Consider the following 22,913-nt stretch of genomic DNA (forward strand, 5'->3'; position numbering starts at 1 on the left):
AAGAATGATTCCCTAGTTCTTGGCTCTATTGTGGCTCTGTAACAGTTCTGATTGGGAAGGAACGGTCAACCACAAGCCTTCTTTCATAAGAAGTTGCTAACACCTACAAACATTGGCGAAGGGAAACTACATCCTTATATGGATGGGCAAAACATGTGTGTATTTGCCAGGAATTACTTTAGGCTGTGCCTAACCGAATTTCATCCCCACCTTACCGCTGGGCTATTGCCCTTCACATGTTTGAAAATGGGGACTTCTTTCAGAAATAATTTAAATCAATTAAGCTCTTATGGGTAAGTAGTATGGGGGTGAGGTCATACTGTCCATTAGAGTGGGAGTAAGGGAAAAAGGGGGCTATTAAGTGTGAAATGGGCTGTAGCAGATGTATTGCAATACGAACAAGCTAGAGAGTATATTGATACGGGAATTATACCACTTCTTTCAATTTCGCTTGAAAAGGGGATGAAGGAAGCTGCTGTAGAAGGAGAATTTATTTCTGCTTTAACAAGAGAGTTAGAGAGGGAGTATAAAGGTAGAGTATTTTTATTACCCGCATTTACGTATGTAGAAGGGGCATATGTAAGTGAGAAGCATCGTTTACAAGAATGGACGAACTATTTGAAAGAACAAGGTTTGCAGCATATTGCGTTGATCACAAGTGATTTTTCTTGGAAAGAAATTGAACATGAATTGACAGAAAAACTATTTTGTTTACCAGCACTACCGCTAGAACAGCTTAGTGATCAAGCGAAAAGAGAAATAATTCAAGCGCAAATAAAAAATATTATGGAAAAATTAACTGAAAAGTGGGAAAATAAATAATAAATTGATAGTTTTAATAATTGTGATTAGTATGATATTGACCAATGTAGTAGGGTATTATATCATGATAGTGTCCTAGTTTTTATCTTTTATATTAGTTTTTCACGGGGGACAATTTCTGATAGAGGGGGGAAATTTTCGTGAGTGAGAAAGAACACAAGGTGTCAAGAAGACAGTTTTTAAACTACACTCTTACAGGTGTAGGGGGATTTATGGCAGCTGGTATTCTAATGCCAATGACGCGCTTTGCGCTTGATCCAGTTTTAAGGAAAGAAGCAGGGGGAGAGATGGTTGCAGTCGCACAGGTAAAGGATATTACGACTGAACCGAAGCGTTTCGACTTTAAAGTAAAACAAGTTGACGGCTGGTATAAATCAGAAGAACCAAAGTCAGCGTGGGTTCACAAAGATGAAAGCGGAGACATTGTAGCATTCTCTCCAGTTTGTAAACATTTAGGGTGCACGGTGAACTGGAATTCGGACAAGTCACATCCAAATGAATTCTATTGTCCGTGCCATGGAGGACGTTATACAAAAGATGGTATAAATGTAAAAGGAACACCGCCTCTTGCTCCGCTTGATGTGTTTCAATCACAGGTGAAAGATGGAACGCTTTATTTAGGTAAAGCGAAGCCAAGAGGAGGTGCGAAATAGATGTTAAATAAAATTTACGATTGGGTAGATGAACGGTTAGATATTACCCCTTTATGGCGCGATATTGCCGATCATGAAGTACCGGAACATGTAAATCCAGCGCATCACTTTTCAGCTTTCGTGTACTGTTTTGGAGGACTTACGTTTTTTGTTACAGTTATTCAAATTTTGTCAGGTATGTTTTTAACAATGTACTATGTACCAGATATTAAAAATGCGTGGGAATCTGTCTATTACTTACAAAATGAAGTGGCATATGGACAAATTGTTCGCGGTATGCATCACTGGGGTGCAAGTCTTGTTATCGTTATGATGTTTTTACATACACTTCGAGTTTTCTTCCAAGGTGCTTATAAAAAGCCTCGTGAATTAAACTGGATTGTTGGAGTACTTATTTTCTTTGTTATGCTAGGATTAGGTTTTACAGGATATTTATTACCATGGGATATGAAAGCATTATTTGCAACAAAAGTAGGGCTTCAAATCGCGGAGCAAACACCGCTTATTGGATCTTATTTAAAAACGTTGCTTGCCGGCCACTCCGAAATTGTCGGTGCCCAAACACTAACTCGCTTCTTTGCTATTCACGTATTCTTCTTGCCAGCCGCACTTCTCGGATTAATGGCAGTTCACTTCATCATGATTCGCAAACAAGGTATTTCCGGTCCGCTATAAGATGTTACTAGATTATAAGGGAAGAACATAATTAAAGGAGGGAGATTATGCATCGTGGCAAAGGGATGAAGTTTGTCGGAGATTCGCGAGTACCTGCTGTTAGAAAACCGAATATTCCGAAAGATTACTCCGAATATCCAGGGAAAACAGAAGCATTTTGGCCAAACTTTTTATTAAAAGAGTGGATGGTTGGTGCAGTCTTTTTAATTGGCTATCTTTGTTTGACAGTGGCGCATCCATCACCACTTGAAAGAATTGCAGATCCTACAGATACAGGGTATATCCCACTTCCAGACTGGTACTTCTTATTTCTGTATCAATTGTTAAAGTATTCTTATGCATCTGGTCCATATACTGTTATTGGAGCATTTATTATGCCAGGTATCGCATTTGGCGCGTTATTACTTGCTCCGTTTCTTGATCGAGGACCGGAACGCCGTCCATTTAAACGCCCGGCCGCAACAGGTTTTATGCTTTTAGCATTAGCATCCATCGTTTTCTTAACGTGGCAATCTGTTGCAACACATGACTGGGCAGCTGCGAAAAGACAAGGTGCGATTGTAAAAACGGTACAAGTTGATAAAAATGATGACGGTTATAAAATTATGCAAAAAAATACATGTTTAACATGTCACGGTGATAACTTACAAGGGGGAGCAGCTGCACCTGCACTGCAAAACTTGACATTAAAGCCGGAGGAAATTGCGAAAATCGCAAAAGAGGGAAAAGGTGCAATGCCAAAAGGTGTCTTTAAAGGCACAGATGAAGAGTTGAAGAAAGTAACAGAATTTATCGAGAAATATAATAAAAAGTAAACGAATGCTGACTGCAATTTTGCAGTCAGTTTTTCTAGTTTATCCCGCATTAACGGGCAGTAAGACCCCCACCTCAAGATTCAGAGAAAAGCGAAGAAGACACTGCCCGTAAAAGCCCGATTGGTTCAACTAACCATCAGTGGGGGATGAAGCCCCCCACTGATGGAAGTTTCACTTTATCCCGCTATTCACAGACTGTAAGATATACACCTATAGAAATTGCACTGTATATAGGTAAATTTGCTATAATATGACTGTATGTTAAGAAAGTTGAGGGATCAAAACGTGACATTTTTATATTTGATATTGAGAGAACGCACCTTTTTATGGCTTTTACTCATTGTAAACATTTTTGGAACGATATATGGATACATATGGTATCAATATCAGTTAATTGAAACGCCTTTTATATTTTTGCCATTTGTTCCAGATAGTCCAACAGCTAGTTTGTTTTTTGTATTTGTATTAATCGCTTTTCTTCAAAGGAAAAATTGGGGATTGATGGAGGCTCTGGCAATTGTAACTTTATTTAAATACGGTGTATGGGCTGTTGGAATGAACATATTGCTGCTTATTGTACAAGGAGATATTGGGTGGTCAGGATATATGCTGATTGTGTCTCATGGTGCAATGGCTATCCAAGGTTTACTGTATGCTCCATTTTACCGCATAAAGCGTTGGCATTTTGTAGTTGCAGCTATTTGGACGCTGCATAATGACATCATTGATTATGTATTTAGACAAATGCCGCGGTATGGTGTGCTAGATATGTACTATCAACCAATTGGTTATTTCACATTTTGGCTCAGTATAATAGCTTTAGGAATTACATACTACCTTTGCATGCGGGAGCGTCGTCTTCAGCTTTCACTGTAGTAAATGAATCTCTCTGTTCTATTCTTGTCCCACTCTACATATTTTGTATTAGAAGCTATAGGGGGGACAAGAATGAAAAGAGTATTAGCTGGAATCATAGCGTTTATGTTTATATTGTTTCCTGTTCGTATATATGCAGCTAATTGGAATGAGCTAAATGGATTATTAGATGACTCGTTGCAGTTTGTAAAACAAGAAGAATACGACAAAGCGACGCAAATATTAACACATTTTTCACAGCAGTTTTTAACGGTCAATCAAACAAAGAAAATAGAGCCTGAGCATATTCGCGTTATTTCGCTTGCTTATGAGAAAGCACTGAAATCTTTAGAAGGACAAGAAATAAGTAAACAAATAAAGATAGATAATGTGCTAGCACTTCGTCTCGTGTTAGATGCAGAAGTATCGAAATATCAGCCGCTTTGGATGGAGCGGGAAGAAAATGTAATGAGTGCATTTGGACAAATCGAAAACGCAATGCAAAAAGGAGAACATGATCGTTTTCAACAATCGTTAAATGTATTTTTGCATGAATTTGATATTATTTATCCAAGTTTAATGATTGCCTTGCCGGAAAAACAATTGCAACGTGTGAATTCTCATTTGTCGTATTTAGATGAATTTCGTTATATGATGATCCAAAATAAGAGTGGTCAAACACAAGTGGGAATTATAAAAGATGATTTAAATAAAATTTTTCGCCTGGCGAAAAGGGACGAGGTAGATTCTTCGCTTATATGGTTTATGACTGTAACAGGAGGTATTATCATTTTTACATTAACGTATGTTGGTTGGAGAAAATATAAAGGGGAAAAAGAAAAACAAAAAAGTGCAATGCATTCGAAGAATAGATAAAATTGTTTTTCAAACGAAGTGAAATATAGAACCTCTGTTGTAAGGTTTCTTTGTTGACAATGTTACGAGAAGAAAATAGAATGGTTATTACTATATGACATAACTTTATTGGAGGTTCATGATGGGTTTTTACTTAATTTACTTTGCTATCATCATGATCATACCGTTGTATGCACAGTCTCGAGTACGCAGCGCATATAGTAAATACTCACAAGTGTATTCAACTTCTGGTATGACAGGTGCGGAAGTGGCTCGTAGAATTTTAGATGAGAATGGTTTGTACAATGTAGCGGTAGAAGAAACACCAGGACATTTATCTGACCACTATGATCCAAGATCGAAAACAGTTCGTTTATCAACAGACAATTATTATGGACATTCTGTTGCTGGGACAGCGGTAGCTGCACACGAAGTTGGGCATGCGATTCAAGATGCAAAAGATTATAGCTTTATGCGTTTCCGTCATTCGCTTGTTCCTGTTGCAAATTTTGGTTCAAATATGTCGTGGATTTTCATTATGATCGGTATGTTTGCACGTATGTCAAATTTATTGTTATTAGGAATTATCCTAATGGCAGCAGGTGTGTTATTCCAACTTATTACATTGCCAGTTGAATTTGATGCATCAAAACGTGCAATGAAGCAAATTGAAGCGCTTAGCATTGTATCAACGGACGAATATGGCCAAGCTCGTAAAGTATTAAATGCAGCAGCTCTTACGTATGTCGCAGCAGCGGCAGTTGCAGTATTTGAACTGCTTCGTCTTTTATTAATTTATACAGGTATGCAGCGTAATGATGATTAAAGACTATCAGTTTTGATAGTCTTTTTTATTTTGTATTTTTGTTTTCATAATTATTGAAGTTCTTGTGATGGGTTTTATTAATAAATGTGTGTAATTTGAGAAGTTTGTGTAAGGATAATTGAAGAGTTAGCTGTTTCAATACAAATGAGACAAGCAGAGGTGCTAAACATGGAATTTCCAGAGTTATTAGTGAAGCAAGCGAAAGAGAGAATGGCCCCCTATCCTGTTGAAGGTTTTGTATATGGACAAGGACCACAAAATCCCAAGATGATGCTTGTAGGAGAAGCGCCGGGCGAAACAGAAATTCATAATGGGATACCTTTTAGCGGAAGAGCTGGTAATCAGCTCATGGATTTTCTAAAGCGGGTTGGTGTGACAAGAGAAGAAGTATACATTACTAGTGCAGTACGTAGTCGGCCATATAAATGGGGGGAGAAACGAGAGCGAAGCGGAGAAATAGTGAAACGTAAATATAATCGTACGCCGAATCAACAGGAAATACTTGCCCACGCTCCAATTTTGGATTATGAAATAGAGCATATTCATGCACCTATTATTGTTACACTAGGAAATATTGCGCTCAAACGTTTAGCTGGTTCAGACAAAAAAGTGTCAGAGATGCATGGTCAAGTGTTTACGCAACCTGTTCGGCGACTAGCAGATCCTAATCATGCAACTTATACTTGGACAGAGAAAGCCTATACAATTTTCCCGACATTTCATCCTGCTTCAATTTTTTATAATCGTAGTTTATTGGATTTGATCCATGAGGATTTAGAAAAGTTGAGAGAGCATATTTAGTTTAATATTTCGACATCTAAGTCGCTGCTATACAGAATACAACAGGACCTGCACTCGCTTTCTCTCTTTGTTTTAAAACCTCGTATGTGGTAGAAAAAAGCCCTGACCGCTTCTATGCACGGCCAGAGGCTCTCGTCCTCCCCTAAAAAGAAAGGGGTTTTTAAGTTATTTTTAAGAACATGTATAGTTAATTGTGTAACGGATTTTTATTCTCATCGAGCGTAAATCCTTCGCCAACAACATCATGCACATCACTTACAGCAACGAAAGCGTGTGGATCAACAGATGTAATAATACTTTTAAGTTTTACAATTTCATTTTTAGCAACAACGCAATATAAAACATTTCGTTCAATTTTTGTGTATGTACCAATTCCTTTTAAGAAAGTTGCTCCGCGATCCATTTCGGATAAAATTTTTGCGGCAATTTCATCATTTTTCTCAGATATAATTGTTGCTCCTTTTGCAGCGTACGCTCCCTCTTGCATAAAATCAATAACCTTTGCTCCGATAAACACGGCAACTAATGTATACATTCCTTGTTGGTATGATAAATATGTAAGGATTGATAAGATAATGACAACGGCATCAAACATGAACATAGTTTTCCCCATGCTCCAGCCGATATATTTATGAGCTAGCCGTGCAATAATATCGACTCCACCTGTTGTGCCGCCATACTTGAAAATAATTCCTAACCCAACACCAATAAATAAGCCAGCAAACAAAGCGGCTAACATCATATCATTTTGTAAGTTTAAATGTATATTAAATATATCATAACGCTGAAAAATCCAGAGAAATAACGAAACACTAAATGTCCCTATTAATGTATATAAAAATGTCGTACGACCGAGCATTTTCCAACCTATAAAAAAGATAGGTATATTTAAGATTAAGTTTGTATAAGACGGGTCTAGTGAAAAGAGGAAATAAAGAAGTAATGTAATTCCAGTAAAACCACCTTCTGCTAAATGATTTTCAATATTAATATTAACGATGCCAAATGAGAAAATAGCAGAACCAATCAGGATAAAAAGAATATTTTGTATTTTTAAGTTTAATTTCATGCAAATCCCCCTAGTATGTAGTCATCACCTTATCTTGTTCTTATTGATAGTATACGTAATTTATCGGAAAATTGGCAAGAAAACTCCACGCGTGTTATGCATTTATGAAAGGTAATACATGGGGAAACTCCCATTTGAAGATTTAAAGGGGAACGGGAGTTTTCATAGTGTATCCTCAAAAACGTGGCAAATAAGAGATAACATGCGATAATATTTGTCAAATCGTCATGAATTGGCTAACATGATAAAAGAAGGATTAGAGGTGAATAACATGGAACAAAAAACAATGAAAGATATGCAAAAGGAAGTAGATGCATATATTGGTCAATTTAAAGAAGGATATTTTAGTCCACTTGCTATGCTAGCTCGTTTAACAGAAGAGATGGGAGAGCTAGCGAGGGAAGTTAATCATTATTATGGTGAAAAGCCAAAGAAAAGCACAGAAAAAGAACGCACAATTGAAGAAGAGCTTGGCGATGTGTTATTTGTTATGATCTGTATGGCAAATAGCTTAAACATTGATTTAGAAACAGCTCATAATATAGTTATGGAAAAATTTAACACACGTGATAAAGATCGCTGGACACGTATTGAAGAGGGAGAGAAGATGGAATGAATGAGATTAAAGTAATTATTGCAGGGCCACGAGGACGTATGGGGCAAGAAGCAGTACTTCTTATGGAGAGAACACCACATTTCAATTTAGTTGCTGCTATTGATTACAAACACGGTGGCAAGAAAATTTCTGACATTGCTGGATTACCTAACATAGATGCTCCAATTTATGCGGATTTACATACTTGTTTAGATGAAGTGGAAGCAGATGTTTTGCTTGATTTAACAACACCAGAAATCGGAAAGAAACACGTAACACTTGCGGTAGAGCGAGGAATCCGTTCTGTTATCGGAACAACAGGTTTTACAGAAGAAGAGCTGCAAAAATTGATAGAAACAACAAAAGAGAAACAAGTTGGTACAATTATTGCGCCAAACTTTGCAGTTGGAGCTGTTTTAATGATGAAGTTCTCTCAAATGGCAGCGAAATATTTCCAAGATGTTGAAATCATTGAATTGCATCATGATCAAAAATTAGATGCTCCGTCTGGTACAGCTGTGAAAACAGTAGATTTAATTCGTCAAAATCGTGAACCGAAACAACAAGGGCATCCAAATGAAACAGAGCAACTAGAAGGTGCACGCGGGGCAAATGTTGATGGTATCCATATTCATAGCGTACGGTTACCAGGATTGATTGCACACCAGGAAGTACTATTTGGCGGGGATGGACAAATGTTAACGATTCGTCACGATTCCTTTAACCGTGCATCATTTATGTCAGGAGTAAAACTTTCTATTGAAACAGTGATGCAATTAGACCATCTCGTATATGGTTTAGAAAATATTATTGACTAAAGGGGAAAATAAAGATGAAGATTGCCTTAATTGCCCATGATAAAAAGAAAAATGATATGGTCTCGTTTGCGCATGCATACCAACCTATTTTAGAGAAACATATGTTATTTGCAACAGGAACAACAGGTCTTCGAATTATGGAGGCGACAGGTATGTCTGTGACAAGATATCAATCTGGTCCGCTTGGGGGCGATCAAGAAATTGGTGCAATGATTGCAAAAAACGACTTGGATATGGTGATCTTCTTCCGTGATCCATTGACATCGCAGCCACATGAACCGGATGTGAATGCGCTCCTTCGCTTATGTGATGTATATTCAATTCCACTTGCAACCAATATGGCAAGTGCGGAACTTTTAATGCATGCCTTAAAACGGGGCGATTTAGATTATCGAAAGCTACGAAAATGAGGGGAACGACATGAACGGATTACATATTTTAGCTTTTGGTGCCCATGCCGATGACGTTGAAATCGGCATGGCGGGTACGATTGCGAAATATACAAAACAAGGGTATGAAGTTGGAATTTGTGATTTAACAGAGGCGGATCTTTCTTCTAATGGAACGGTAGAACTGAGAAAACAGGAAGCGCTAGAAGCAGCTAGCAGGCTTGGTGTACAGAAGCGCATGAATCTAGCGATGCCAGACCGCGGCCTATATATGAAAGAAGAGTATATTCAAGAGATTGTGAAAATTATCCGTACATATAAACCGAAGCTTGTCTTCGTACCATTTTATGAAGATCGTCATCCAGATCATGCAAACTGTGCAAAACTTGTAGAAGAAGCCATCTTTTCAGCGGGAATTCGTAAATATATGCCGGAGCTTCCACCGCATCGCGTTCAATCACTCTATTTTTACATGATTAATGGCTTTCGTAAACCGGATTTTTGTATTGATATTAGTTTATATATTTCTGATAAGATTGCTGCGCTAGAAGCATATGAAAGTCAATTTACAAAAGGAGTAAACGGTGTAAAAACCCCATTGACAGAAGGGTATGTAGAAACGGTTGTAGCGCGTGAAAAAATGTTTGGAAAAGAAGTTGGCGTGACATATGCAGAAGGGTTTATGAGCAAAAGGCCACTTCTATTAGATGAAGATTTAATAGGAGGAGTAAAATGAAATTAAAAATAGGGATTACTTGTTATCCTTCTGTTGGCGGTTCTGGAGTGGTTGGAACGGAATTAGGAAAGTTGTTAGCAGAGCGAGGACATGAAATTCATTTTATTACATCAGGATTGCCATTTCGTTTAAATAAAGTATATCCAAATATTTATTTTCATGAAGTAACAGTTAATCAATACTCTGTTTTTCAATACCCGCCGTATGACTTGGCGTTAGCAAGTAAAATGGCAGAAGTAGCGCATAGAGAAAAGTTAGATGTATTGCATGTGCATTATGCAATTCCACATGCGATTTGCGCATATTTGGCAAAGCAAATGATTGGAGATAATATTAAAATTGTAACAACATTACATGGAACAGACATTACCATATTAGGATCGGATCCTTCTTTAAATAATTTAATTCGTTTTGGAATTGAACAATCAGATGTTGTGACAGCTGTATCCCATTCACTCATTGAAGAAACATATGAATTAGTAAACACGCAAAAAGAAATTGAAACGGTTTATAATTTTATTGATGAGCGTGTGTATTTTCAACGAGATATGTCACAGTTAAGAAAAGAATATGGTATACAAAAAGATGAAAAAGTATTAATTCATATTTCGAACTTTCGCAAAGTAAAGCGTGTTCAGGATGTGGTACAATCATTCGCGCTCATTGTAAAACAAGCAAAAGTAAAACTATTGCTTGTTGGTGATGGTCCTGAATTTTGTACGATTGTGCAGCTCGTGAAAAATTTAGGAATTGAAGATCGTGTCCTATTTTTAGGAAAACAAGATAATGTAGCTGAGCTTCTGGCAATGAGTGATGTAATGCTATTGTTATCGGAGAAAGAAAGTTTTGGGCTTGTACTGCTTGAAGCAATGGCGTGCGGTGTCCCTTGTATTGGTACGCGTATTGGCGGTATTCCTGAAGTCATTCAGCACGGAAAAACGGGATATACATGTGGAGTAGGAGATATAGAAGGCGTTGCGCAGCAAGCAATACAGCTTCTTCAAGATGATACATTACATGCTAAAATGGCCAAACGTTCAATGCAAGTGGCGTATGAACAATTTGGCTCAGAAAAGATTGTTTCACAGTATGAAGCAATTTATTATGACATATTAAGGGATGACAAATATGAAACGATTTAAACGAGCGGTTCCAATTATTAATACGTTAACACAAAATGGCTTTGAAGCGTATTTTGTAGGTGGGAGCGTGCGCGATTATATAATTGGAAGACCAATTGGTGATATCGATATTGCAACATCAGCTTTGCCCGAAGATGTAATGCGTCTATTCCCGCGTCACGTGCCTGTTGGAATTGAACACGGTACGGTCATTGTTGTACAAGAAGATGTTCCATATGAGGTAACGACATTTCGAACAGAGGGAGACTACGAAGATTTTCGTCGCCCGAGCAGTGTTCAATTTGTTCGTTCGTTAGACGAAGATTTGCAGCGTCGTGATTTTACAATGAATGCAATTGCTATGACGGAGACCGGAGAAATAGTTGATTTATTTGGCGGACAACAAGCCATTGCTAAAAAGGAAATTGCAACTGTAGGAAATGCAGCAGATCGTTTTCAAGAAGATGCTCTTCGTATGATGCGCGGTATTCGCTTTGTTAGTACACTTGGATTTACATTAGAAGCAGGAACAAAACAAGCCATTATAAAGTATGGACATTTACTTGAACATATAGCAATTGAGAGAATTACAGCCGAATTTGAAAAACTACTTGTCGGTACATATTGCGCAAAAGCACTTCAGCTGTTAGTAGAAACGAAATTATATGAGCATTTACCTTATTTACAAATGTGCGGAGACTTTATTTCAAAATCGGCAGAGTATGATTGGAGCTTTTTCAAAAATGACACTGAGGCGTGGGCGTTCTTTTTATATTGCATTAGAGAAGAACATCCATCTGTTTTTTTACGACAATGGAAATTCTCGAATAAAAAAATAAAAGATATTGTATCCGTTTTATTATATGTGAGAGTACGAGAAAAACAAGGATGGAATGTATTTTTATTATATAAAGCTGGGAAAGATATTGCTCTTATGGCAGAGCGTGTATACGAAGCTGTCATGAATACATATTCAAATTCGAATGTTAAGAGTGTAGAAAAGGTATATGAAGATTTACCAATTCATAATCGTCAGCAATTGCAAGTCAGCGGGAATGATTTATTATCATGGACAAATGAACAAGCAGGGCCGTGGGTTGCTAATGTATTACAAAAAATTGAAGAAGAAGTAGTATACGGACGACTAGAAAATGAGAAAGAGCGTATAAAGGAGTGGCTGCATAGATGCAATCTTCTATAAGAAAACAGTTATTGCAAATTTTTTCTGAAGCTGATGGCGAATTTCTATCGGGACAAACGATTAGCGAAAAGCTTGGATGCTCAAGAACAGCTGTATGGAAGCATATGGAAGATCTAAGGAGTGAAGGGTATGAATTAGAGGCCGTACGGCGCTTAGGATACCGCATTGCAAGTAAACCGGACAAAGTCACGGCAAATGAAATTCATCTTGGTTTGCAAACAGAGTTTTTAGGAAGAACGGTATTCTTTGAAGAATCGGTAACATCTACGCAGCAAATTGCAGCACGTCTTGCGTATGAGGGAGCAGCTGAAGGAACCATTGTTGTTGCTGAGGAGCAAACAGCAGGACGCGGACGATTGAGTAGAAAGTGGTATTCACCAAAGGGGACAGGAATTTGGATGAGCATTATTTTACGCCCAACAGTTCCGATTCATCAAGCACCACAATTAACATTGTTAGCTGCCGTTAGCGTAGCGCAGGCAATTGAAAAATGTACAAATCTTTCTGTTGGAATTAAATGGCCGAATGATATTTTAATTAACGGGAAGAAGGTAGTTGGGATTTTAACAGAAATGCAGGCAGATCCTGATAAAATTAATGCTGTTATTATTGGAATTGGCATTAATGTGAATCAAAAACAAGAACATTTTTCCGAAGAGATCCAGCACATTGCGACATCTTTAGCAATCAAAGCCGAAAAACCGGTTGTACGAGCTGAACTTATGCAGCAAATCTTCTTGCAGATGGAAAAGTTATATAAAGAATATTTAGATCGTGGTTTTTCAGTTATTAAGCTTCTGTGGGAAAGTTACGCTGTGAGTATTGGAAAAGAAATTATAGCTCGTACGATGACAAATACGATTACAGGCATTGCAAAAGGAATTACTGCTGACGGGGTCCTTATACTGGAAGATCATGACGGAGTCGTACATCATATTCATTCAGCTGATATTGAAGTAAAGTAAAACGTTTAGCAGCTATTTTGCACTTCTTTTCTTTGCTGCTTATGAAAAACGAAGTCTCATTGCTCATTAGATTAGCATCAATATATAGCCCTTTGCTTAAAAAGAAGCGAAGGGCTATTGTATGTGAAAAATGAGTTTCTTTTTTTGAAAAGTATAGCAATTATGTTTTGCTATTTGTTATAATAAGATCGAATATGGGCAGTATCAATGGGAACTGCACCGCTGTTTAGGAAAAGCGAAATAAAAATGTGGATTCTGCCTTGATCCAAAATAGGACTAGGACAGAGGGATGAATGTTGCCGAATGATACTACCCTTCTGCCTTTTTATGGTTAGAAGGGTTTTTTATATGTTTTTTCATCCGGCCATCTCCTCTCTCCAGGTAAAGGAGGAGAAGTTTTTGAAAACTGTAACGGATTTTTTGAAAATGAAAGAACAGAGTGAGCCGATTGCGATGGTAACTGCATATGACTATCCATCAGCAAAGTTTGTTGAAGAAGCAGAAGTTGACATGATTTTAGTTGGTGACTCGCTTGGCATGGTTGTGCTCGGCTATGACTCAACAATTCCAGTAACAGTTGATGATATGATTCATCATACGAAAGCAGTGCGCCGCGGCGCGAAAAATACATTTGTTGTAACAGATATGCCATTTATGTCTTATCACGTTTCATTGCAAGAAACAATGCATAATGCACGCCGTATTGTGCAAGAAAGCGGTGCGCATGCAGTAAAAGTTGAAGGAGCAGATGAAGTTGTATCAATCATTCGTTTCCTTACGAATGCAGGCATTCCGGTTGTAGCACATCTTGGATTAACACCGCAATCTGTCGGTGTGCTAGGTGGCTATAAAGTGCAAGGAAAAGATGCAGAAAGTGCGAAGAAGTTGTTAGAAGACGCTAAAAAATGCGAAGAGGCAGGAGCAATTGCGCTTGTATTAGAGTGTGTACCGATGCAATTAGCGGAACTTGTAACAAAACAATTGTCAATTCCAACCATCGGTATTGGCGCTGGTAATGAAACGGATGGTCAAGTTCTCGTATATCACGATCTTATTACGTATGGTGTACAACGCGTTCCGAAATTTGTGAAGCAATACACGTCTGTGCAAGAAGAGATAGTAAGAGGTATTGAACAATATGTTCATGAAGTAAAGGTAAGACAATTTCCAGAGAAAGAACATTCGTTTACGATGAAAGAAGAAGAATGCTTAGCGTTATACGGAGGAAAACAATAATGCGTATTATTACGACAGTGCAAGAGATGCAGCAAATCGCGGGAGAGCTTCGTGCAAGTGGAAAAAAAGTTGGATTCGTTCCAACGATGGGCTATTTGCATGAAGGACATTTAACATTACTGAGACAAGCGAAAAAAGAAAATGATATTGTTATGTTAAGTATATTTGTAAATCCGTTGCAATTTGGTCCGAATGAAGATTTAGATCGTTATCCGCGTGATATTGAGCGTGATGAGCGCTTAGCGCGTGAAGTAGAAGTGGATTATTTATTTTATCCAAGTGTCGAAGAAATGTATCCAGCGCAGCGAACAACGAATATTGAAGTTGTGAAGCGTACGGATGTTTTATGTGGAAAGCAGCGACCAGGTCATTTTGCTGGAGTTGTAACTGTATTGATGAAGCTTTTCAATATTACAATGCCAAATCGTGCGTATTTTGGTATGAAAGATGCACAGCAAGTAGCAGTTATTGAGGGATTTGTGGATGATTATAATATTCCCGTTACAATTGTGCCAGTTGAGATTGTACGCGAAGAAGATGGCTTAGCACGTAGTTCTCGCAACATTTATTTATCAGAGAGAGAACGCCAAGAAGCACCGCATTTATATAAAAGCTTATGCACGGCGAAAGAACGAGCTGCTAAAGGGGAGCGTAATCCAAAAAATATTACGAACTTCATTAAAGAATATATTGAAACGAACACACATGGTGTTGTCGATTATGCTGATCTATATGCGTATCCGAATTTAACTGAGGTTGAGAAAGTAAGCGGGCGTATGATTATTGCAATAGCTGTAAAGTTTGAAAATGCACGATTAATTGATAATATTACATTTACGGTTGAATAAGGAGGAGCAACTATGTTTCGCACAATGATGAGAGCGAAGTTACACCGAGGTACGGTAACGGAAGCAAATTTAAATTATGTAGGAAGTATTACAATTGATGAGGATTTAATGGATGCAGTTGGTATTGTTGAAAATGAGAAAGTGCAAATTGTAAACAATAATAACGGTGCTCGTTTAGAAACATATGTTATAAAAGGAGAACGCGGCACAGGGGTAATCTGTTTAAACGGCGCAGCTGCTCGACTCGTTCAGCCAGGCGATAAAGTTATTATCATTTGCTACGGGCTAGTTTCAGAAGAAAAAGTACTAACACATGTTCCGAAAATTGCTGTTTTAGATGACAATAATCAAATTGTGGAAATGCTTGGAGCGGAAAAAGCAGGCACAATTTTATAATGTATAAGAAAAGCTATCTCTGCGAAAGGGATAGCTTTTCTTGTACGAAAGCAAAATCATTTCATTTTTCGTATCTTTCCATTAAGATGAGTGAAAACGTGGTATAGTAACACTATAGAAATTTTTGTTGTTTGAAAGGTAAGAAATTGAGGTGTCATAGATGAGTAAGCGTTATGTCGTAGTCGATTTAGAAACGACAGGGAATGCCTGGAAAGATGGGAAAGATAAAATTACTCAAATTGCAGCAGTTGTTGTAGAGGATGGAGAAATTCTTGAAATTTTCTCTTCTTTTATAAATCCTGAACGGGACATTCCACCATTTATTACAGAATTGACGGGAATTGATGAAACACTTGTGAGACAAGCCCCGTTGTTCCGAGATGTAGCGCCGATGATTATTGAACTATTACAAGGTGCGTACTTCGTTGCGCATAACGTTCATTTTGATTGGAATTTTTTGAAAGAAGAATTACGGCAAGCTGGATTCTCAGAAGTAACATGTCCGAAAATTGATACAGTTGAACTGGCACATATTTTATTGCCGACAGCTGATAGTTATAAATTGCGTGATTTAGCAAAAAGATATGGCTTTGACCATGATCAGCCTCATCGTGCTGATAGTGATGCGATGGTGACAGCAGAGATATTTTTACAATTACTTTCTAAAATGGAAAGTTTACCACTCGTTACATTGCAATCGTTATATGAATTAAGCGATATGTTCCAAAGTAACATTGGTGACATTATGTCTTCATGTATTTTGAATAAAATGATACATGGAACAGATGACGAGAAAAAATATGATATACACCGAAATATTGCTCTTTGCAAACGCAATTATACATTGCAAGTAGGTGAGGAGAATATTGCTGATTTTTCTTCTTTTTTAACAGAAGCGATGCAGCGCTTAGCTGAAGTAATGCCGTCTTTTGAAAAAAGAGAAGGACAGCAGCTGATGATAAATGAAGTTTACGAAGCGCTTAGAGACTCTAGGTTTTCGTTAATTGAAGCGGGAACAGGTACAGGGAAAACACTAGCGTATTTACTGCCTAGTATTTTTTATGCGAAAGAAAAAGAACAGCCGGTAGTCATTAGTACACAAACTGTGCAGTTGCAACAACAAATTTTAGCAAAAGAAATTCCATTGTTGAAAAAAATACTTCCGTTCCCGTTTGAAGTAGCGATGTTAAAAGGAAGGAAGCATTATTTGTGTTTACATAAATTTGAGCATGCACTGGGCGAAGTGGACAATCATTACGATGATGCATTAACGAAAGCGAAAATTTTAGTATGGCTTCTTGATACAGAATCAGGAGATCGAGATGAGCTAAATATTCCAGCTGGAGGAAAGTTATTATGGGAGCGTATTTGTAGTGATGCTCATAGTCCAAATAGCATGAAAAGTGCGTGGTTTAGCCGCTGTTTTTATCAGCGTGCAAAAAATAAAGCATTATTTGCTGATGTTGTAATCACAAATCATACCTTATTGTTCCAAGATTTCGTAAGTGAAGAATCATTACTTGCATCATGTGAACATATTATTTTTGATGAAGCTCATCATCTGGAAGAAACGGCAAGTAGAGCGTTAGGAGAGCAATTTTCTTGTATGTATTTTCAACTTATTTTATCGCGTTTTGGTACGTTAGAAACATCTGATGTGTTAGCTAAAGTGTACGATATGATGAAGCAGTCGCAAATTGCTGTTCGTTCTACGTTTCAAATGATTAGTCGTACGTTGAAAGAAATTAAGTTTGACGCAGATGAGCTGTTCCAAATGCTGCGTACATTTATATTTCAAAAAACAAAGCAAGAACACGCACCTGGAAATATGCCGCTTATGTACCGTTATGATGTAAAGAAAGAAAGAGGAAAGCTTTGGCGCAGTATTGTTGAATTAACGGACCGTTTTGTGCATCAGCTAGGCATATTGCTGACGTTATTAGAAAAACAAGGCGAGATGTTACAAAAGCAAAATGAATGGGAAATGAATATGATTACGGGAGAGTTTGTACATCTAATAGAGGTACTTTCTAAGATGACCCATTCTTTACGGAAACTTATTTTAGAAGATACGGGTCATGTGACATGGATGGAAGCTGAAACGAAAGGAACAATTCATTCGACTATCCTATATGCACAGCCAGTTGATATAAGCGATTTATTTGCAGATCAATTTTTAACACGTAAACGAAGCGTTATTTTTACTTCAGCCACTTTAACTGTAAATGATACATTTGATTATATAGAAGAAGAGCTTGGATTAGTGGATTTTACACCAAATACATTAACGATTCCATCACCATTTCATTATGCAGATCAAGTAAAATTAATGGTTTCAACAGATGTTCCGCATATAAAACATGTAAGTGAAGAAGAGTATGTAAGAGCAGTGTCTGAACATATTATGAAGATTGCTAAAGCTACAAATGGTCGAATGCTTGTTTTATTTACATCATATGAAATGTTAAAACAGACATTTGAAGTATTGAAAAAGGAAGAGGCGCTGGAAGAATTTCTTTTGTTAACACAAAGTGTCCATAATCGTAGCCGTACCCGAATGATTCGAAAGTTTCAGGAGTTTGAAAAATCCATTTTATTAGGGACAAGCAGTTTTTGGGAAGGAATTGACATACCAGGAGAAGCGTTAAGCTGTCTTGTAATTGTTCGTCTCCCGTTTACATCACCGCATCAGCCAATGATGCAAGCGAAAAGTGAACGGCTAAAAGAAAAAGGAGAAGATTCATTTACAAAGATTGCTTTGCCACAAGCAATTCTTCGTTTTAAACAAGGTTTTGGACGTCTTATTCGTACAACGACGGATACAGGAACAGTATTTGTGTTAGATCGTCGTCTCACCTCATCGTTTTACGGGAAACGATTTGTTCAATCTATTCCGAGTATTCCATTGTACGAAGGACCGTTAGATGATTTAATAGAAAAAATGGAATAATAAGGTGAAGCTCCTATGAGTGAAGGGGTTCTCCATCCCTCACTCATGGATTAGCAGTTATCTTTCATCTATTTTCTTTGATTTCTCGGAATGTTGAGGCGGGGTCCTACAGCTTGCCAATAGCATGATAAAAATTAACGCCTAAAGCAAATTTGCTTCAGGCGTTACCTGTGGGTAGGAGGAAATTTTATTTTTTCTTACATTAAGTATAGAAATACGATGGTTTTCGACTTCAAACCTTTTTTTGAAGAACATGTCCTGCTATAATAGATGGGTGATGAAGCAGGGTTTATAAAGAATGTACTCTTATTGTAACCGCAATGCGTTCTTCTATAATTAGAAATTTTGTGTAACGGAGGAGTTTTTATGGAGAAAAAAATTGAAGTACTATCAACGACGCGTCTTGGATACACGTCTGATTTATACAAGATTGTTGATAGTTTAAATCGAACATTAAAAGAAAAAGATCTGATGTTCGGATTAGCATTAGATGAAAAAGAAAAAGAGACAGCAATATTTACGATTTACAGAACGTAGTGATACAATGAAAAAGTGGATTTTGACAATTTTTATTGTAATCGTTGCTGTCGTTTTATATGGGGTACACATTTATAATACAACGATGGAGAAAAAAGTTCCGAAAGAATCGAAAACAGTTGAGATTGCAAAAGAAAAAGCAAAACTTACAGAAGTAACAAAAGTCGATTATTATAACGGTCAAGCTCCATATGAAGTTGTACAAGGTGTGAATGAAAAAGGAGAACAATATATCGTTTGGGTGCCTGAGAAAAAAGGAGATATTCTAGTGCGAAAAGCAAGCGAAGGTATTTCTGAAAAAGAGGCGTTGCAAATTGTTGCTAAAGAGCGAAAGCCAAAGCAATTTGTGAAAGCAAAATTAGGCGCTGAAAACAATGTTCCATTATGGGAAGTTACATATATTGATGATGAAAATCGTTACACTTACTATTATCTTGCATTCGAAGATGGTAAGTTTTTAAAACGATATAGCATTGAAAAATAAGTGCAGGGGGAACTCGGGATGAAATTAGCAAAGAGAGTAGCTGCTCTAACACCGTCTACAACGTTAGAAATTACAGCAAAAGCACAAGCATTAAAAGCAGAGGGACATGATGTAATTGCATTAGGAGCAGGAGAGCCTGACTTTAATACGCCAGAGCATATTATGGATGCTGCTCATAAAGCGATGTTAGAAGGTCATACGAAATATACACCAACAGGTGGATTAGCTACGCTGAAACAAGAAATTATCAAAAAGTTTGAGCGTGACCAAGGTATATCTTATGAACCATCTCAAATTATTGTGTGTAACGGTGCAAAGCATGCTTTATATACGCTGTTTCAAGTATTACTTGATGAAGGTGATGAAGTTATTATTCCAACTCCGTATTGGGTAAGTTATCCAGAGCAAGTAAAGCTTGCAGGTGGTGAACCAGTATATGTAGATGGATTAGAAGAAAATAATTACAAAATCACACCGGAGCAATTGCGTGAAGTGATTACAGAGAGAACGAAAGCCGTAATTATTAACTCACCTAGCAACCCAACAGGGATGATTTATAGCAAAGAAGAGTTGCAGCAGCTTGGGCAAGTATGCTTAGAGCATAACATTTTAATTGTTTCTGATGAAATTTATGAGAAATTAATTTATGGCGATGCAGAGTATACATCAATTGCTGAGATTTCTAATGAATTAAAAGAACAGACTCTTATTATTAACGGTGTATCAAAATCGCACTCAATGACAGGATGGCGCATTGGTTATGCAGCAGGTAATAAAGAACTTATTAAAGCGATGACGAATTTAGCGAGCCACAGTACATCAAACCCTACTTCAATTGCGCAGTACGGAGCGATTGCTGCTTATGCTGGAGACCAACAACCTGTAGAAATGATGCGCAGCGCATTTGAAGAGCGCTTAAATATCGTTTATGAGAAACTAATTCAAATTCCTGGGTTCTCTTGCATTAAACCGCAAGGAGCATTCTATTTGTTCCCGAATGTGAAAGAAGCAGTAGCATTAGCTGGTTATGAATCAGTTGATGAATGGGCAAAAGCATTATTAGAGGAAGAGAAAGTTGCCCTCATTCCAGGAACAGGATTCGGAGCACCAAATAACGTTCGTTTATCATACGCAACTTCACTTGAACAATTAGAGAAAGCGTTAGAACGTATTAATACATTTATGAAAAACAAAATGAAAGGCTAAGCGTAGCTCTTTCATTTCTATCTTTGCTAATTATTTTAGACAGTTCAAATGATGCCTCCCTTTCGTATAGGGAGGTTTTTTTGACGAATTGTGTCAAAAAGAAATGTGAAGAGGTGTGTTATACTAGAAAGTGAGGTGTTTGATTATGAAGAAAAAAATCATGTTAGAGTGGTTTGAACAAGGCAGCATTGCGATTCCAAAATTATTAATGATGCACTATAAAAAACTCGGTTTAAATGAAGTAGAGTTCATGGTACTGTTGCATGTCCATACATTTTTAGAGTCGGGAAACTCTTTCCCAACACCAGGAGAAATTGCAGAGCGGATGACCATTACGCAAACAAAGTGTATGGAAATTATTCAAGCGTTAATTCAAAAAGGTTTTTTAGCGCTAGAAGGAGGACGTAAATCCGCAGCAATGATTTGCGAAAGCTACTCGTTACAGCCTCTTTGGGAAAAGATATTACACTTTTTAATGAGTGAAAATATTGAAGAGGAAGAGCGAGAACAAAAACAATTACAAATAAATTTATATACGGTGTTTGAGCATGAATTTGGCAGACCATTATCTCCATTTGAGTGCGAGACGTTAGCAATGTGGCAAGATCAGGATCATCACGATCCACTTTTAATTCAAACTGCTCTTCGCGAAGCTGTTATGAGTGGAAAATTGAACTTTCGTTATATCGATCGCATATTGTTTGAATGGAAGAAGAACGGAATTAAAACGGTTGATCAAGCACAGAACCAAGGACGGAAATTTAGAGAAAATCAGCAACGAAATCAGCAAGTATCACGCCAAGAAACGAAGTATACAGGAAAAGTGCCGTTTTATAATTGGCTAGAGCAATAATGGTAGGAGGAAAAAATGCTAAATAAAACACAAATTAGACATTGCCTTGATGTAATGGGAGAAATGTACCCAGAAGCGCATTGTGAACTTAATCATGACAACGCATTTGAACTTGTTATTGCGGTAGCGCTATCTGCGCAGTGTACAGATGTTCTTGTAAATAAAGTAACAAAAAATCTATTTCAAAAATATAAAACACCAGAAGATTATTTAAGCGTGTCTTTAGAAGAATTGCAGCAGGATATTCGTTCTATTGGTTTGTATCGGAATAAGGCGAAAAATATTCAAAAGCTATGCCGTATGCTTATTGATGAATACGGTGGAGAAGTGCCGCAAGATAGAGATGAGTTAACGAAGTTACCAGGTGTAGGACGAAAAACAGCAAACGTTGTTGTCTCCGTTGCATTTGGTATTCCAGCCATTGCTGTTGATACGCATGTAGAGCGCGTTAGTAAACGACTTGCCTTTTGCAAATGGAAAGATTCTGTATTAGAAGTAGAAAAGACATTAATGAAGAAAGTATCGATGGAAGAGTGGGGCGTAACACATCATCGTATGATCTTTTTTGGGCGCTATCACTGCAAGGCGCAGCGTCCTCAGTGCGAAGAATGCAGGTTGTTAGAGCTATGTCGTGAAGGTAAGAAACGCATGAGAGAGAAGGAGAAGAAATGAAGCAAGTACTTGAAATACCAAATGATTTTCGGTGTAGTCCTTTCTTTGAAGAAGAGACTGTCATTGAATACAATGCAGAAAAATCATTTGGAGAGCTTTTAAAAGAGACGTGCTTTCTCTTTGATATCGAGCAGCGATATAAGCCATGGAATGAGATAGAAATGAGTATTTCTACTGTATTAAGCTTATGGAAAGAACAAAAAGAAGAGATTTCTATATTATTTCGAAACCGAAGCCGAAAAGAAGCAAAAGATCCGATGGTACGATATGCAGGACATCTTTTATCTATTTTACACTGGATGAATGGAATACATGTTGTCAGTTTACAGGATATAAATGAACAAATAGAAAGATTAGAAAAAAAACCAGTTAACTTTATGGAACGTTTTTTATTTATTATGAAACAGCCAGATCATTATCATTCTTTTATTCAGCTGACACAGTTATATGAAGAATTGGAAAAGTTATATGTAAGAGTACTCATTATGCAAAAGAAGCCATCTTCTCGGTAGAGAAGATGGCTTCTTTTTTATTA

At 37.4% G+C, this 22,913-nt stretch carries 26 protein-coding genes; 25 read left to right on the plus strand and 1 reads right to left on the minus strand.

Annotated features, from left to right (window positions below):
- Positions 1 to 363: 363 nt before the first annotated feature.
- From LRP84_RS04735 to LRP84_RS04770, 8 genes are all read left to right on the plus strand, one after another.
- Positions 364 to 822 (plus strand): YpiF family protein, encoded by a 459-nt coding sequence (locus LRP84_RS04735; protein ID WP_230574025.1) that lies wholly within the window; start codon positions 364 to 366, stop codon positions 820 to 822.
- A gap of 140 nt (positions 823 to 962) precedes the next feature.
- On the plus strand, positions 963 to 1,475 hold the full coding sequence (qcrA, locus tag LRP84_RS04740) for a menaquinol-cytochrome c reductase iron-sulfur subunit (protein ID WP_230574026.1): 513 nt from the start codon (positions 963 to 965) through the stop codon (positions 1,473 to 1,475).
- Entirely contained in the window at positions 1,476 to 2,150 is a 675-nt protein-coding gene (qcrB, locus tag LRP84_RS04745; protein ID WP_098309399.1) for a menaquinol-cytochrome c reductase cytochrome b subunit, read from the plus strand.
- A 47-nt stretch (positions 2,151 to 2,197) separates the two neighbouring features.
- Entirely contained in the window at positions 2,198 to 2,965 is a 768-nt protein-coding gene (locus LRP84_RS04750; RefSeq protein ID WP_230574027.1) for a menaquinol-cytochrome c reductase cytochrome b/c subunit, read from the plus strand.
- Positions 2,966 to 3,250: 285 nt separating this feature from the next.
- The gene (lhaT, locus tag LRP84_RS04755) at positions 3,251 to 3,841 is read left to right on the plus strand and encodes a lipoprotein heptaprenylglyceryl N-acetyltransferase LhaT (RefSeq protein ID WP_230574028.1); all 591 of its coding nucleotides are present in this window, start codon (positions 3,251 to 3,253) and stop codon (positions 3,839 to 3,841) included.
- 72 nt (positions 3,842 to 3,913) lie between these two features.
- The gene (gene ypjB, locus LRP84_RS04760; protein WP_230574029.1) at positions 3,914 to 4,696 is read left to right on the plus strand and encodes a sporulation protein YpjB; all 783 of its coding nucleotides are present in this window, start codon (positions 3,914 to 3,916) and stop codon (positions 4,694 to 4,696) included.
- Between the two features lie 121 nt (positions 4,697 to 4,817).
- Positions 4,818 to 5,501, plus strand: a complete 684-nt coding sequence (locus tag LRP84_RS04765) for a zinc metallopeptidase (RefSeq protein WP_098309395.1) — start codon at positions 4,818 to 4,820, stop codon at positions 5,499 to 5,501.
- 168 nt (positions 5,502 to 5,669) lie between these two features.
- On the plus strand, positions 5,670 to 6,302 hold the full coding sequence (locus LRP84_RS04770; protein WP_230574030.1) for a uracil-DNA glycosylase: 633 nt from the start codon (positions 5,670 to 5,672) through the stop codon (positions 6,300 to 6,302).
- 187 nt (positions 6,303 to 6,489) lie between these two features.
- Here the strand turns inward: LRP84_RS04770 and LRP84_RS04775 are convergent, their stop codons facing one another.
- Entirely contained in the window at positions 6,490 to 7,371 is an 882-nt protein-coding gene (locus tag LRP84_RS04775) for a YitT family protein (protein WP_230574031.1), read from the minus strand.
- A 271-nt stretch (positions 7,372 to 7,642) separates the two neighbouring features.
- On the opposite strand from LRP84_RS04775, the gene LRP84_RS04780 reads away from it, so the two are divergent.
- From LRP84_RS04780 to LRP84_RS04860, 17 genes are all read left to right on the plus strand, one after another.
- Positions 7,643 to 7,987, plus strand: a complete 345-nt coding sequence (locus LRP84_RS04780; protein WP_230574032.1) for a nucleotide pyrophosphohydrolase — start codon at positions 7,643 to 7,645, stop codon at positions 7,985 to 7,987.
- On the plus strand, positions 7,984 to 8,784 hold the full coding sequence (dapB, locus tag LRP84_RS04785) for a 4-hydroxy-tetrahydrodipicolinate reductase (protein WP_230574033.1): 801 nt from the start codon (positions 7,984 to 7,986) through the stop codon (positions 8,782 to 8,784). The genes LRP84_RS04780 and dapB overlap by 4 nt, the downstream gene beginning before the upstream one ends.
- A 14-nt stretch (positions 8,785 to 8,798) precedes the next feature.
- Positions 8,799 to 9,194, plus strand: coding sequence for a methylglyoxal synthase (gene mgsA / locus LRP84_RS04790; RefSeq protein ID WP_230574034.1), 396 nt, complete (start codon positions 8,799 to 8,801; stop codon positions 9,192 to 9,194).
- Between the two features lie 10 nt (positions 9,195 to 9,204).
- The gene (bshB1, locus tag LRP84_RS04795; RefSeq protein WP_230574035.1) at positions 9,205 to 9,909 is read left to right on the plus strand and encodes a bacillithiol biosynthesis deacetylase BshB1; all 705 of its coding nucleotides are present in this window, start codon (positions 9,205 to 9,207) and stop codon (positions 9,907 to 9,909) included.
- Positions 9,906 to 11,051 (plus strand): N-acetyl-alpha-D-glucosaminyl L-malate synthase BshA, encoded by a 1,146-nt coding sequence (gene bshA, locus LRP84_RS04800; RefSeq protein WP_230574036.1) that lies wholly within the window; start codon positions 9,906 to 9,908, stop codon positions 11,049 to 11,051. Before bshB1 ends, bshA begins: the two co-directional genes overlap by 4 nt.
- Positions 11,038 to 12,231, plus strand: coding sequence for a CCA tRNA nucleotidyltransferase (locus tag LRP84_RS04805; protein WP_230574037.1), 1,194 nt, complete (start codon positions 11,038 to 11,040; stop codon positions 12,229 to 12,231). Before bshA ends, LRP84_RS04805 begins: the two co-directional genes overlap by 14 nt.
- Positions 12,216 to 13,196 (plus strand): biotin--[acetyl-CoA-carboxylase] ligase, encoded by a 981-nt coding sequence (locus LRP84_RS04810; RefSeq protein WP_230574038.1) that lies wholly within the window; start codon positions 12,216 to 12,218, stop codon positions 13,194 to 13,196. Before LRP84_RS04805 ends, LRP84_RS04810 begins: the two co-directional genes overlap by 16 nt.
- 399 nt (positions 13,197 to 13,595) lie before the next feature.
- Positions 13,596 to 14,432, plus strand: a complete 837-nt coding sequence (gene panB, locus LRP84_RS04815; RefSeq protein WP_230574039.1) for a 3-methyl-2-oxobutanoate hydroxymethyltransferase — start codon at positions 13,596 to 13,598, stop codon at positions 14,430 to 14,432.
- Positions 14,432 to 15,280 (plus strand): pantoate--beta-alanine ligase, encoded by an 849-nt coding sequence (gene panC / locus LRP84_RS04820; RefSeq protein ID WP_230574040.1) that lies wholly within the window; start codon positions 14,432 to 14,434, stop codon positions 15,278 to 15,280. The genes panB and panC overlap by 1 nt, the downstream gene beginning before the upstream one ends.
- A gap of 12 nt (positions 15,281 to 15,292) precedes the next feature.
- Positions 15,293 to 15,676, plus strand: a complete 384-nt coding sequence (panD, locus tag LRP84_RS04825; RefSeq protein WP_098309382.1) for an aspartate 1-decarboxylase — start codon at positions 15,293 to 15,295, stop codon at positions 15,674 to 15,676.
- Positions 15,677 to 15,836: 160 nt separating this feature from the next.
- Positions 15,837 to 18,626: an ATP-dependent DNA helicase DinG gene (gene dinG, locus LRP84_RS04830; protein ID WP_230574041.1), complete on the plus strand. Its 2,790-nt coding sequence runs from the start codon at positions 15,837 to 15,839 to the stop codon at positions 18,624 to 18,626.
- A gap of 366 nt (positions 18,627 to 18,992) precedes the next feature.
- Entirely contained in the window at positions 18,993 to 19,163 is a 171-nt protein-coding gene (locus LRP84_RS04835; protein WP_098309380.1) for a YpmA family protein, read from the plus strand.
- 7 nt (positions 19,164 to 19,170) lie between these two features.
- Positions 19,171 to 19,647, plus strand: coding sequence for a cell wall elongation regulator TseB-like domain-containing protein (locus tag LRP84_RS04840; RefSeq protein ID WP_230574162.1), 477 nt, complete (start codon positions 19,171 to 19,173; stop codon positions 19,645 to 19,647).
- A gap of 18 nt (positions 19,648 to 19,665) precedes the next feature.
- On the plus strand, positions 19,666 to 20,853 hold the full coding sequence (locus LRP84_RS04845; protein WP_230574042.1) for a pyridoxal phosphate-dependent aminotransferase: 1,188 nt from the start codon (positions 19,666 to 19,668) through the stop codon (positions 20,851 to 20,853).
- A gap of 145 nt (positions 20,854 to 20,998) precedes the next feature.
- A complete protein-coding gene (gene dnaD / locus LRP84_RS04850) occupies positions 20,999 to 21,706 on the plus strand; it encodes a DNA replication protein DnaD (RefSeq protein WP_098309377.1) in 708 nt (235 codons plus the stop codon).
- 15 nt (positions 21,707 to 21,721) lie between these two features.
- Positions 21,722 to 22,378 carry an endonuclease III gene (nth, locus tag LRP84_RS04855; protein ID WP_230574043.1) on the plus strand — a complete coding sequence of 219 codons (657 nt, stop codon included), beginning with the start codon at positions 21,722 to 21,724 and terminating at the stop codon, positions 22,376 to 22,378.
- On the plus strand, positions 22,375 to 22,890 hold the full coding sequence (locus LRP84_RS04860) for a YpoC family protein (RefSeq protein WP_230574044.1): 516 nt from the start codon (positions 22,375 to 22,377) through the stop codon (positions 22,888 to 22,890). Before nth ends, LRP84_RS04860 begins: the two co-directional genes overlap by 4 nt.
- Positions 22,891 to 22,913: the final 23 nt, after the last annotated feature.

This window comes from Bacillus rhizoplanae (genome assembly GCF_917563915.1).
In the GTDB taxonomy this organism is placed as follows: Bacteria; Bacillota; Bacilli; order Bacillales; family Bacillaceae_G; genus Bacillus_A; species Bacillus_A rhizoplanae.